Here is a 12,929-nt window from a genome sequence, read left to right as displayed (position 1 = left end):
CCTCGTACGCGACGTGCAGATCACTGACCGCGTAGAGCGTCCCCGCCACCCGAGCCTCCCCTGCACGTGGTCACGTCCGTCGATACCGATCTTGCCAGCCGGGCGCCGGTCGCGGGGCCCGGCCCTCCTCCGGACGGGGTACCCGGGTCGGCATGTCGACACCCGTGTCCGAAACCGTCCATTGCCGCCCGCCCCCGTTCCCGCCCCGTCATGGTGGTGGGAATAACCGTGTCCGGCCCGCGTGTCGGATTCTCCGCCGGGCAACGATGACCGTAAGTGGTCCGGCCGCGACGCGTGGCGCGCCTCACGTTTCGCGCGCGTGTCTCGGGCTGACCGAAAAGAATCTTGGCCGCGGCTGTCACGCCGGACCGCTTCCGGAGACCTAACTAGAGGGAGTCCGGCGGTGAACGGAGGCATTTGGTGGTCGACGCGCACGAGGCGCACGGCGTGGGCGACGACCCGAGGCACACGGCACGGCCGGAGGGGCGCGCCGGATCCGCCGTCGAGCCGGTGCCGGTCATCGCGAACCCGCCGCCGGCCGGGGAGATCGAGGACTTCTTCCGGCGCTACTGGGAGGGGCTGGTGCGTACCCTCATGCGCGAGGGCGCGAACCGCTGGGAGGCCCAGGACGCCGTCGCCGAGGCCATCCGCGAGGCGCTGCGCCGCTGGCCCGAGCTGACCCACCCGGTCGCCTGGGTGCGCACGGCCGCCCGCTCGCACTGGCTCAAGCAGCGCCGCGCCGGCGGCCCGGGCGACGAGGTGCTCGTGCCGGACATGGCCGAGCTCACCGAGGGCCGGGCCGACGACCCCGAGCTGACCGCCTACGAGACCGAGGAGTGGTTCTCCGGCGTGCTGGCCCAGCTGCCGCCGGCGCGCCGCGAGGCCCTCGAGCTGTCCGCGCAGGGGCTGACCCCCTCGGAGATCGCGGCCCGGGTCGGCAAGACCCCGGAGGCCGTGCGCACCGCGCTCAAGCTGGGCCGCAAGCAGGCCGTGGCGCTGTGGCGGGCGATCCCCGAGCAGCGCGGCCCCCGTCCCGCGCCCGGAACCGACCCAGGGGAGAGCTGATGGCACAGCCGGACCCGCGCGAGGATCCCGAGCTGCTCACGCACGCGATGATGATCGCGGCGCTCAACCAGATCCTGGGCGAGTGCGGCTACGCGCCGGTCGCCGACGACGCCGGGGCGCACGACCGGCTCATCGCGGCCGCCCGGCACCGCGCCGACGGCATCGTGGACGCCGCCCGGCTCACCGCCGTCGAGTACACCGACGCGGCGCTCGACCGGGCGGCGCGGACGGTGCTCAGCGTGCGGACGGCCGGCGAGCCCGCCCCGGTCGACCTCGCGCCGATGCCCGCCGCCGCGCCCGCCGCCGGGGAGGCGGTGGGCCGCAGCTGGCTCGCCGCCGCCACCGCCGCGGGGGTCTACCTGCCGATCGGCGAGCAGGCCGCGGTCCAGGCCCTCGACGGGTACGCGGCCGGGCTCGCCGCCGCCTGCGGGCCCCCGGCCGACCTGGGCGCCGCGTACCGGATCGGCACCGAGGTCGTGGCCCTGGGCATCGGCCGGCACGAGGCGCTGCCCGGCACGATGAGCGTCGTGCTCGACCACCTCGCCGACGGCGACACCGTGCCGCGCCCGGCCCGGCAGGTCGCCGGGGCCTTCGCCGCCGGGTTCGCCGCCGCGCTGCAGGCCCGTACCCTCGCCCAGCAGGAGTCGCTGCACCGCGCCACCCAGCGCGCCGCCCGCGAGTACCAGGTGGCGCTGCAGAACAGCGAGGCCCGCTTCCGGCGGCTCGCCCTCTTCGACCCGGTCACCGGCCTGGCCAACAAGAGCCGCCTGGTGCAGCGGCTGCGGCAGGCCGCCCACGGCGACGACCCGGCCCGGCACGCCGGGCTGTGCCTGATCGAGCTGGGCGGTCACCCGGCCGCCTGCGAGGAGTACGGCACCGAGGCCGCCGACCACGTCCTCGCCGAGGTGGCCCGGCGGCTGCAGCTCGTCGCCCGCCACCCCGACTACCTGCTCGCCCGGCACGGCAGCGCCACCTTCGCCCTGCTCGTCGAGGACAGCGGCGGCCTGGCGCACGTGGCCGACATCGCCGAGCGCATCACCCGGATGCTCGCCGAGCCGGCGTCGCTGCCCGGCACCGGCCTCACCGCGCCCCTGCACGCCTGCGTCGGCGTGGTCGACGTGAGCGCCGGCGACCTCGACCCCACGCGCATCCTCGTGGACGCCGAGATCGCCCTGCGGCACGCCCGTTCCGGCAGCACCGGCTGGGCCGTGTACGACCCGCAGCCCACCGACGCCCCGGCCCGCGGCGGCACGAGCGTGTCCGGGCTGGTCACCGGCCCGCCCACCTATCAGCCGATCGTGCGGCTGGGCTCCGGGCGCATCGCCGGCCTGCACACCCGGGTCGCCTGGCGCCACCCGCACCTGGGCACCCTGGACCTGACCCGCATCGGGCAGCTCACCGGCGACCGGGAGCTCACCGCGCGCCTCGCCGCCGGGCTGTTGCAGCAGGCGTGCCGCCAGGCGATGCAGTGGGACGGGCCGTTCATCGCGGTCGACGTGCCGGTCTACCAGATCGGCTACCCCGATGCCGCCGAGATCGTGCGCGAGGCGCTGAGCGCCAGCGGGCTGCCGCCCCAGCGCCTGCACCTGCACCTGTCCGGCCTGGACGCCCTGCCGGCGGGGTCGCACAGCCTGATCGTGCTCGCCGCGCTGGCCGAGCTCGGGGTGCGCATCGTGCTCGACGACTTCGGCACCGGCTACACGAGCCTGGCCTACCTGCGCGATCTGCCGGTGCACGGGCTGCGTACGCCGGCGGCCCTGCTGCAGCCCTCGTCCGACGGCGACCGCGACCTGCTCGCCGGGATGGCCCGCACGGCCCACGCGCTCGGGTTGTCGCTGACCGTGCACGGCGTCGACGACGACGGGCGCGCGGCCACGCTGATCGGCACCGGCGTCGACGGCGTGCAGGGGGTGCGCTTCGGCGCCCCGGCGACCCCGCACCAGGTGCCGGGGCTGCTGCGGCGTACGGGACAAATGCGGGCAATGCCCGGTGACCGAGCGAACGGACTGGTGGCCTCGTGATCGATCCGCTGCCCGACCTCCACAATGGAGTAGGGTTCCTCGGCATGGCGACCGCCGACTCCGACTTCTCCGCCCGCCCGAGCAGCGCCCGCATCTACGACGCGCTGCTCGGCGGCAACCACAACTTCGCCGCCGACCGTGAGGCCGCCAAGCACCTGCTGACGATGGTGCCCACGGCCGGCGAGATGGCCCGCGCCAACCGCGCCTTCCTCGCCCGCGCCATCCAGTTCATGATCGACCGGGGCGTCCGGCAGTTCCTCGACATCGGCAGCGGCATCCCCACGGTCGGCAACGTCCACGAGATCGCCCAGCGCGTCATCCCCGACGCCCGCGTGGTCTACGTCGACCTCGACCCGGTCGCCGTCGCCCACAGCACCGACATCCTCAAGGACAACCCGTGGGCCGCCGCCGTCCAGGCGGACATGCGCTTCCCCGACGCCATCCTCGAGCACCCCGTCGTGCGCCGCCTGCTCGACCTCGACCAGCCCGTCGGCCTGCTCATCGTGGCGATGCTGCACTTCGTGCCCGAGGACGACGCCTACGAGGCGGTCGCCCGCCTGCGCGACGCCCTGCCCGGCGGCTCCTACATCGTCGTCTCCCACGGCGTCTCCGACACCCCCGCCGACGCGCAGGAGGAGGGCATCACCGCCCTCTACCGCCGCACGGACGTCTCCGCCGCCCACGGCCGCACCCGCGAGCAGATCCTGCGCTTCTTCGGCGACGGCGAGCTCGAGCCGCCCGGCCTGGTCTGGGTCCACGAGTGGCCCGGGGGAGGCGACGGCGATCCGCACGGCATGGCCGTCGTCGCCGGCGTCGCAGCGCTGTAAAGGTCAGCTTCTGACCGTTGTGCCGGGCACGCTGGGATCATGACTCTTGATCGCTCGGGATCCCGGATCGACCACCTCAACGTCAGCGTGCCCGACCTCGCCGCCGCCGTCGCGTTCTACGAGCCGGTGCTGGCCGCCATCGGGATCACGAAGATGCTGGAGATCCCGCCGGACGCGACCCCGAACCAGCCGACGGCCATGACCGGCTTCGGGCTCGCCGGGGTCAAGCCCTACTTCTGGCTGATCGACGGCGGCACCGTGGGCACGAACATGCACCTCGCCTTCACCGTCGGCACCCGCGACGACGTCGTGACCTTCCACCGGGCCGCGCTCGAGGCGGGCGCCACCTCGCTGCTGGCGCCCGCCGTCCACCCCGAGTACCACGACGACTACTACGGCGCCTTCGTGCTGGACCCGCACGGCATCAACCTCGAGGCCGTCTGCCACCACGGGCCAGCTGTCTGACCGGGACAGATGACCGCGGGCAGGGGACAGTTACGTGTGGTGACAACCGCTCCCGTCGCCGAGGCTGGGGTCACCGGGCCACGGCAGGCCCGGCAACGGGAGGCGGGACATGGACAGCGCGCAGATCCGTGATCAGCTCACGGCGGTACGCCTGCGGCAGGCCGAGCAGGTCGCCGCCATCGAGCAGTGGCACCCCGACGTGCCGATCTCCTCGCTGTCGCTGGTCTCGGCCTTCGAGGAGCTGGCCGCGACGGATCCCGGGCAGCGGCCGGGCCTGGTGGCGGTGCTGGTGGCCGCCTCCCGGCACCTCGGGAGCTTGAACCGGGCCGGGGAGGCGCTGCCGTACGCCACGCGAGCCGTGACGCTGGCCCGCGACCTGGCCGACGCGCCGGCCGTGGCGACGGCGCTGGACAACCTCGCGCTGTGGCTGACCCGGTGCGGCCGGCCCGCCGAGGCCCTGGCCGCGATCCAGGAGGCGGTCACGATCCGGCGGCGGCAGGCGGCCGGGGCGGAGCTGGCCCGGTCGTTGTTCGGCCTCTCCGTGCGGTCGGCGACGCCCGGGCAGGCCGTGGCGGCGTACCGGGAGGCGGTGGCCCTGCTCACCGAGGCCGGGACGGCGGATCCCGGCGGCGTCGCGTCCGCGCTGGGCGCCCTGGACCTCCTGGTGGCCGGGCCGGCGCTCGCCGACCGGGACCGGATGACCGCCCACTTCCTGCTCGGCGGGCGTGGGCCGCGGCCCCTCGACGACGCGGCGGACCGGGTGACCTTCGCCCGCAACCTGCGCGTGGTGAGCATGTCCCTCGCCGGCCACGGCCTGCCCGAGGCCGCCGCGGTCGGCTGGACGCTGGTCGTCGCCGCGGAACAGTCGCTGCTCACCGACCCCGCGCACGCCGAGGACGCGGTCTACTCGATCGCCCAGATCGCCCAGGCCCGCTACGCCGCCGGGGACGGCGACGGCGCCCTGGCCCTGTGGGACGAAACGATCGGTGGCCTGCGCGGCACCGGCTCACCGCCGGAGGTCGTCAACGCGCTGGCCGACGCCCTGAGCCGCCGCGCCCCGATGCTCACCGGCGTGGCCCGCCACCGGGAGGCGCTGGCCTCCGCGGAGGAGGCGGTCAGGCTCCGCGAGCGGCTGTCCGACGCGTACAGCCCGCGGTTCCTCCCCGAGCTCATGCTCTCGCTGAACGTCCAGTCCACCTCGCTGGCGAACCTCGACCGCGTCGGCGAGGCGGTGGCCGCCGGTGCACGCGCCGTCGCCATCGCGCGCGCGGTAGCCGGCGCCGACGCCGGCTACCGCGACCAGCTCGCCGCCGGGCTCAGCGACCAGTCCGCCCTGCTGGCCCGGGCCGGGCGTGCCCGGGAGGCGATGGCGGCGGCCAAGGAGTCCCTGACGCTCTACCAGGCCCTCGACCGCGAGACCGGGCAGTACCGCGAGGACGTGATCTCCGGGCTGCGGGGCGTGGCGGCCCGCTACCACGAGCAGGGCAAGAACTTCCGGGCCCAGCTGTTCGCGGGTCAGGCGGCCGCCCTGCTGCGGCAGGACAGGCCTTGACCCGGGTCACTCGGCGTCGAGGAAGTCCTCGCCCAGCAGGGTGCGGAGCCTGGCGAGGGCGCGCGCGTTGCGCATCTTCACCGATGAGACGGAGATGCCGAGGATCGCGGCAACCGTGCCGACGCTGTGGTCCTCGGCGTGCCGCAGGACCAGCACGGCCCGGTCCTCGACGCTCAGGTGGGCCAGGGCGTCCACCAGCGCCAGGCGCAGCTCCGGCGACGACGGCGGGGGTCCGGCGTCGTCGGGGAGGTCGGCGAGGACCAGTTCGGATCCCTTGAGACGTTTCTGCTGGTCGAAGACCAGGTTCATGAGGACCCGGCGGCTGTAGCCCTCGAGGCCGGCGCTGGTGCGGATCCGGTCCCAGGAGGCGTACATCTTGGTGTAGGTCTGCTGGGTCAGGTCCTGGGCGGTGTGCCAGTCGCGGCACATCAGATAGGCGCTGCGCCGCAGCCGGGTTGCCGTCGCCTCGACGAAGGCCGTGAACTCCTCGTCGCGCGCCCGCCGCCGCCGTCCCCGGCCGGGGCGCGGGTCGCCCGCCACGCGCGGCGGCACGGTTTCCGTCACGCCGGTCATCCGATCGGCGCGTTCGCCGGGCAGGTGATGCCGGCGATGTCCTGGACACCGGGCATGACCAGGTACTGGTCGCGGAAGGCCGGGAAGTCCCGGGCATCCGTCAGCCGCAGGCGGAACGATCCCGGCAGCGACTCCGGGCCCACCGACTGCACGAAGTCGGGCGAGTCGCGCCACAGCCGCTGGAACTTCTGGAACGCCTCCTCGCGGCTCTCGAAGTGCACGGTGCCCGCCCGGGGGTCGCTGCCGAGGGCCTGCGCCAGCGCGGACTGCTCCTCGGCGGTCGCCGTGGCCGTCAGGAAGATCGACGGGTCCGTGATCTCGTCGTCCGACGCGGGCAGCCGGCACTCCGACGACTCGCCGACCAGCAACATCTCGGAGCCGGCCGGCGCCGGAGACGCGGGCCGCTGGTGGACGACGGCCGTCACGCCCAGCGCCGCCACCACCCCGGCCGCCACGCCGGCCACGGCGATCCGCTGCCGGCGGCGGCGTACGCGGCCACCCTCGGCGATCGCGAGGTGCGCCAGCTGCCCGGCGTCGATGCCGGGGTCATCGCTGAGCGCGTACTCGAAATGGTCCCGCAGATTCTCCACAGCTCTCCTCGAAGTCGGTCCTCTGCAGAGAAGAACGGGGTGGACCTCACGATCGGTCACACGACCTCCCTGGCCCCTGCTCAAGGCGCTCGTCGAGCTGACCCACCCGGCGGCCTGACGCCGCGAGGCCGGGGGCCGGCGCCACCCTCGGAAGGGTGACGCCGGCCCCCGGTGCGAGCGGACCTCAGTAGCGGAAGTGGCCCACCAGCGACTGCAGGCTGTGCGCCATCGTGCTCAGCTCGCTCACGGCCTGGCGGGACTGGGCGATGCCCTCCGTGCTCACCTTGGTGGCGCTGGCCAGGCCGGTGATGTTGGTGGCGATCTGGCCCGCGCCCGCGGCGGCCAGGGCGACGCTGCGGCTCATCTCCTCGGTGGTGGCGTTCTGCTCCTCGACGGCGCTGGCGATGGTGGCCTGGAAGTCGTTGATGTGCGCGATGACCGTGCTGATCTCGCTGATCGCCTCCACCGCGCCGGCCGTGTCGGTCTGGATGGCCGCGACCCGGCGGGAGATGTCCTCGGTCGCCTTGGCGGTCTCCTGGGCCAGCTCCTTGACCTCGCCGGCGACGACGGCGAAGCCCTTGCCCATCTCGCCGGCGCGGGCCGCCTCGATGGTGGCGTTGAGGGCGAGCAGGTTGGTCTGCTCGGCGATCGAGGTGATCACCTTGACCACCGTGGCGATCTCGGTGGACGACTCGCCCAGCTTGCCGATCTGCGCGGTGGTCGACTCGGCGACCGAGACGGCCTGACCGGCGACCCGGGCGGCCTCGGCGGCGTTGCGGGCGATCTCGCGGATCGAGGCGCCCATCTCCTGGGTGCCCGCGGCGACGGCCGAGACGTTCTCGGAGACCCCGTCGGCGGCCTGGGCGACGCCGTCGGCCTGGCCGGACGCCTGCTCGGCGGAGCCCGCCATGGCGCCGGCCGTGGAGGACATCTCCTCGGCGGCCGCGGCGACCGACTGCGCGGACTCGGCGACCGACGAGACGATCTGGCGCATGTTGGTCTGCGCCTCGTCGAGGGCCTGGGCCATGTGACCGACCTCGTCGCGGCTGGTGACGCCCGTCTCGACGGTCAGATCGCCGTCGGCCATGGCGCGCAGCGCGGTGCGGACCCGGTGCAGCGGGCGGGTGATCGAGACGACCACGAAGTACGCCAGCACGCAGATGAACACGGCGGCCAGGCCGATGACCAGCCAGAGGATGCGCTCGGCGTGCTGCCGGCTCGCGGTCGACGCCGCGTCGGCCTTGGCGATCGTCTCCAGGAACAGGGTGCGCTCGTTGGTGAGCACCGCGCTCATCAGGTAGTTGTCGACGCCGATCTGCTCCCAGCCGAGCCGGGCGCCGGCCGGGTCGGCCGCCGCGCCGTCGACGAAGCGGGTCAGCGTGGCGGTGTAGTCGGCGGCGACCTCCTTGATCCGCGCCACGGCGGCGTCCAGGCCGCTGGGCAGCTCGACCTGCTCCAGCTGGGTCAGCAGCTTGTTGGTCGCCGTGATCTGGTCGGCCAGCAGGGCCTGCTGCGCCTGCGGGTTCGAGCGGATGACCGCCTCGAGACCGTTGACCTTCAGCTCGCTGGCCTCGCGGTCCAGCTGCAGCACCAGGGCGCTGGCGGCGTTGATGTTCGCCAGCTCGTCGGCCGTACGCGCGGCGGTGCGGTCGTTGACGACCGTGACGACCAGGCAGGTGGCCAGCGCGGCCATGCTGGCGGCGACCAGGGCGGTCAGCTTGACGCGGACCGGCAGGTCGAAGAACTTCTGAGTGACCTTCATGCTCGCTCTGCCCCGCCTCATCCGGCCAGCTGGGCGGCGGTGTAGTACCCGCCCTCGACCAGCACCCGCTCGTAGTTGGACTTGTCGACGTTCACCGGCTGCAGCAGGAACGCCGGAACCACTTTCACACCGTTGTCGTACTGCTTGGTGTCGTTCACCTCGGGCTCACCCCCGGTGAGCAGGGAGTTGGTCATCTGCACGGCGACCTTGGCGAGCTCGCGGGTGTCCTTGTAGACCGTCTCGGTCTGGGTGCCGGAGGCGATGAGCTTGACCGACTCGAGCTCCGCGTCCTGGCCGGTCACCACGGGCAGGGCGGGGCCGCCCTTGCCGTAGCCGGCCTCCTGCAGGGCCTCGATGATGCCGCGGCTGATGCCGTCGTAGGGCGAGAGCACGGCGTCGACGCGGGTGTTCGCGTACGGGCCGGCGAGCAGGGCCTGCATCCGCTTCTTGGCCACCGCGCCGTCCCAGCGCTGCGTCGTGACCTTCGCGAACGCCGTCTGGCCGCTGCGCACGTCGAGCTTGCCCGACGCGATGGACGGCTTCAGCACGCTCATGGCGCCGTCGAAGAAGAACTTGGCGTTGTTGTCGTCGGAGGATCCCGCGAACAGCTCGAGGGTGTGCTTGCCCGGGCCCAGGGCGTCGACGATCGCGGTCGCCTGCAGGACGCCGACCTTGAAGTTGTCGAAGGAGGCGTAGTAGCTGACGTCCTCGCTGTCACGGATCAACCGGTCGTACGAGATGACCGGGATGTTCGCCGCCGCGGCCTTGCCGAGCACGCTCTTCAGGGCGGTGCCGTCGATCGCGCCGATGACCAGCGCCTTGTCGCCCGCCTCGATCATCTTCTCCAGGCTCGACACCTGCGCCTGCACGTCGTCCTGGGCGTACTGGAGGTCGGTCTTGTAGCCCAGCTGCTGGAACTGCTTGACCATGCTGTCGCCGTCGCCGACCCACCGGGCCGACTTGGTGGTGGGCATCGCGATGCCGATGGTGCCCCGATCGGGCGCGGCCGCCACGGTCTCCTGGGTGCCGCCGCACCCGGCCGTGGTGACCGTCAAGGCCGCGGCGACCGACCACAGCACCGCATTGGGAACCCGCATCCGCTCCTCCAAAGATCTGCCCGCCCGGGCGGGCGGCAACCACGGAGCCCTCATCGTCCGGTGCCGGGCCGGGATGAGGAGACCGAGAGCTGTCCTTGATCTGCCATGCGAAAGCGCTGGCCGCACCGGTGCGTCGAGAGGGACGGTACGTCTGGGAGGGGGGCCGGGATGCCGTTTCGCCCAGATCCGCCCGCGCCGCCCCTGGTCGGCCGGGCTCCGCAGGCGCGCCGGCTCGACGAGCTGACCGCCCGGCTGCACGCGGGGGCCGGGGGCGCCCTGGTGCTCGCCGGCGAGCCCGGCGCGGGCAAGACCGCCCTGCTCACCCGCCTGCTGGCCCGGCTGCGCGACGTCACCGTGCTGGCCGCCACGGGCTTCGAGGCGGAGTCCGCGCTGCCGTTCGCGGCGCTGGGCGACCTGCTGCGCCCCCTGCTGCCGGGCCTGGGCGAGCTGCCGGAGCCGCAGGCCCGGGCGCTGGGCACCGCGCTCGCGCTGACCGGTCCGGCCGGGCCCGTCGAGCCGTACGCCGTCTGCCTCGCCACCCTCACCCTGCTCACCGCGGCGGCCGAGCGGCAGCCCGTGCTCGTGGTCGTCGACGACGCCGGCTGGATCGACCAGCCCTCGCGCGACGCGCTGCTGTTCACCGCCCGCCGCGTCGAGCACGACCCGGCCGGCCTGGTGCTGGCGGTCCGCGACCCGGTCCCGCCGGAGTTCCTGGCGGCCGGCGCCGAGACCGTACGCCTGGACGGCCTCACCCCGGCCGCGGCCGGCGACCTGCTCGACCGGCTGCGCCCGGGCCGCGTGGCCGCCGGCGTGCGCGCCGACCTGTGGACCGCCACCGGGGGCAACCCGGGCGCCCTGACCGAGCTGTGCGGCGCCCTCGACGACGACCAGCTCAGCGGCGCCGCCGCCCTGCCGGACCCGCTGCCGATCGGCGCCGGACTGCGCGACGCGTTCGCCGAGCGGCTCGCCCCGCTGCCGAGCGCCACCCGCACCGCGCTGCTCACCGTCGCCCTGGCGGCCTCCGACGATGCCGGCACGGTCACCGCCGCGCTCGACGAGCTCGGCGCGGGCCCGCCCGCCCTGGCCGGTGCCGTGTCCTCCGGCCTGCTGGTGCAGCGCGGCGGCCAGATCCGGCTCGCCCACCCGCTGCTGCGCGCCGCCGTCCGGCACGCCGCCACCCCGGCCGGGCGTCGCCGGGTGTACGACGCCCTGGCCGGAGCCTCCACGGGCGCCGCCCGCGCGTGGTACCGGGCCGCCGAGCTGGCGGGCGCCGACGAGGCCGCGGCCGCCGAGCTCGTCGCCGCCGCCGGTGAGATGCGCGAGCGCGCCGGGTTCGCCGGGGCCGCCCGGGCCCTGCACCGCGCCGCCGAGCTGGCCGGCGACCACGAGACCTACGTGCGCCGGCTGCTCGCGGCCGCCGCGGACGCCCAGGTCTGCGGGCAGCTGCCCGAGGCGTCGAGCTGGCTGGGCGAGGCGCTGCCCGCCGCGCGCGAGCCCGCACTGCACGCCGAGGTCGCGCTCGCGTACGGCTGGGTGCTCAACCGGTGCGGCACCCCCGGCCGGGCCCGGGAGATCCTGGTCGCCGCGGCGCAGCGGCTCGGCGACACCGACCCCCGCCGGGCCGCGGAGCTGTGGTGCGCCGCGGTCGGCCCGGCGCTGACCGGGGGCCGGGTACGCGACGCCGCCGGGTACGCCGGACGGGCGGTCACGATGCTCGACCGCGACGGCGCGCAGGCGGAGGGCGCCCCGGCGCGGACGGTGCTCGCCCAGGCCCTCGCCGTCCGGGGCCGGGTCGCGGGCGCGGGCCGGCTGCTCGACGAGGAACGGGCGTACCTGGAGGCCCTCGACCCGCTGCGCGACGGCGAGCTGCTCGCGATGACCGGGCTGACCCGGCTCTGGCTGGGCCGCACGGCCGAGGCCCAGGCGACGCTGCTGCGCGTCGTCCGGGCCGCCCGCCGCGCCGGCGCCCTCGGCCCGCTGTCCCGGGCGCTGCTGTTCAGCGCGATGGCCCGCTACGACACCGGCGACTGGGCGGTCGGCCACGCCGACGCCGACGAGAGCCTGCGCCTGGCCCGCGAGCTGCGCGACGTCGCCACGCTGGGCCTGGCCCTGACCGTGCTGGCCCGCTACGAGGCCGCCCGGGGCCACTGGGCCGAGGCGGACGCGCACGTGGCCGAGGCGGCACCCCTCGCCGGCCCGGACGGCGTGCACGGCCTGACCCTGTTCCGGGGCGCCGCGGCCGGACTGCGCCACCTGGCCGCCGGGGCGCCCGCCGAGGCGATCGCCTGCCTGGAGCCCGTCCGCGACTTCGTGGCCCACTCCGGCGCCGACAACCCGGCGGCGTGCGGCTGGGAGTCCGACCTCGTCGAGGCGTACCGGACCGCCGGCCGCCTCCCGCAGGCCCGGCGCCAGCTCGACGCCCTCGCCGAACGCGCCCGCCTCGGCGGCCTGCCCGGCCCGGCCGCCGCCGTCGCCCTGCACCGCGCGCTGCTGGCGGACGACCCGGCGCAGCTCACCGGGGCCCCGGCGCACCCGCACCCGTTCGAGCAGGCGCGCATGCTGGTGGCGTACGGGGAGGGAATCGCCCGTCGCGAGCAGGCCGTGCCGCACCTGCGCCGGGCCCTGTCGATCTTCCGCCGGCTGGGCGCCGAGCCGTTCGTCCGGCGCACGGCCGCCCTCCTCGCCGGCTCGGGCACCCGCCGCGGCCCGGACCCGGCCTCCTCCCTGGCCCGCCTCACCCCGCGCGAGCTGCAGGTGGCGTGCGCGGTCGCCGACGGCCTGAGCAACCCGGAGGCCGCGCAGGCGCTGTTCCTGTCGCGCAAGACGGTCGAGACCCACCTGTCCAGCGCCTACCGCAAACTGGGCGTGCGCTCCCGCACCCAGCTGGTCCGCTACCTGGCCGAGGCGGGGGTCTCAGGGAGTTCCCCGACGGCCGATCGGCTCGCCCGCCCGCCGGAACGGCCGCCGGTCGGGGACC

General features: G+C 75.1%; 10 protein-coding genes. 6 read left to right on the top strand and 4 right to left on the bottom strand.

Features of this window, described 5'->3' with window-relative positions:
• Nucleotides 1-420 precede the first annotated feature (420 nt).
• From RBH18_RS39750 to RBH18_RS39730, 5 genes are all read left to right on the top strand, one after another.
• On the top strand, nucleotides 421-1,065 hold the full coding sequence (locus RBH18_RS39750) for an RNA polymerase sigma factor (RefSeq protein ID WP_306215683.1): 645 nt from the start codon (nucleotides 421-423) through the stop codon (nucleotides 1,063-1,065).
• Nucleotides 1,065-3,086, top strand: a complete 2,022-nt coding sequence (locus tag RBH18_RS39745) for a bifunctional diguanylate cyclase/phosphodiesterase (protein WP_306215682.1) — start codon at nucleotides 1,065-1,067, stop codon at nucleotides 3,084-3,086. The genes RBH18_RS39750 and RBH18_RS39745 overlap by 1 nt, the downstream gene beginning before the upstream one ends.
• Nucleotides 3,087-3,130: 44 nt before the next feature.
• Nucleotides 3,131-3,913, top strand: coding sequence for an SAM-dependent methyltransferase (locus RBH18_RS39740; protein ID WP_306215681.1), 783 nt, complete (start codon nucleotides 3,131-3,133; stop codon nucleotides 3,911-3,913).
• 39 nt (nucleotides 3,914-3,952) lie between these two features.
• Entirely contained in the window at nucleotides 3,953-4,378 is a 426-nt protein-coding gene (locus tag RBH18_RS39735; RefSeq protein WP_306215680.1) for a VOC family protein, read from the top strand.
• Nucleotides 4,379-4,487: 109 nt separating this feature from the next.
• Nucleotides 4,488-5,930 (top strand): tetratricopeptide repeat protein, encoded by a 1,443-nt coding sequence (locus RBH18_RS39730; protein WP_306215679.1) that lies wholly within the window; start codon nucleotides 4,488-4,490, stop codon nucleotides 5,928-5,930.
• 6 nt (nucleotides 5,931-5,936) lie between these two features.
• Here the strand turns inward: RBH18_RS39730 and RBH18_RS39725 are convergent, their stop codons facing one another.
• The 4 genes from RBH18_RS39725 to chvE all read right to left on the bottom strand — a co-directional run bounded on the left by RBH18_RS39725 (nucleotide 5,937) and on the right by chvE (nucleotide 9,952).
• Nucleotides 5,937-6,494, bottom strand: coding sequence for a SigE family RNA polymerase sigma factor (locus tag RBH18_RS39725; RefSeq protein ID WP_306215678.1), 558 nt, complete (start codon nucleotides 6,492-6,494; stop codon nucleotides 5,937-5,939).
• Nucleotides 6,495-6,499: 5 nt separating this feature from the next.
• The gene (locus tag RBH18_RS39720; protein WP_306215677.1) at nucleotides 6,500-7,093 is read right to left on the bottom strand and encodes a permease-like cell division protein FtsX; all 594 of its coding nucleotides are present in this window, start codon (nucleotides 7,091-7,093) and stop codon (nucleotides 6,500-6,502) included.
• A 184-nt stretch (nucleotides 7,094-7,277) separates the two neighbouring features.
• Nucleotides 7,278-8,855 (bottom strand): methyl-accepting chemotaxis protein, encoded by a 1,578-nt coding sequence (locus RBH18_RS39715; protein WP_306215676.1) that lies wholly within the window; start codon nucleotides 8,853-8,855, stop codon nucleotides 7,278-7,280.
• A 17-nt stretch (nucleotides 8,856-8,872) separates the two neighbouring features.
• Nucleotides 8,873-9,952, bottom strand: coding sequence for a multiple monosaccharide ABC transporter substrate-binding protein (gene chvE, locus RBH18_RS39710; RefSeq protein WP_306215675.1), 1,080 nt, complete (start codon nucleotides 9,950-9,952; stop codon nucleotides 8,873-8,875).
• Between the two features lie 168 nt (nucleotides 9,953-10,120).
• On the opposite strand from chvE, the gene RBH18_RS39705 reads away from it, so the two are divergent.
• Nucleotides 10,121-12,929, top strand: a 2,809-nt coding sequence (locus RBH18_RS39705; RefSeq protein WP_306215674.1) for a helix-turn-helix transcriptional regulator, incomplete at its 3' end; no start/stop codon positions are given.

The organism is Actinoplanes oryzae (assembly GCF_030757795.1).
Classification (GTDB): domain Bacteria; phylum Actinomycetota; class Actinomycetes; order Mycobacteriales; family Micromonosporaceae; genus Actinoplanes.
The sequence above is the reverse complement of the archived record's forward strand: the minus strand, read 5'-3'. Positions and strand labels throughout refer to the sequence as shown.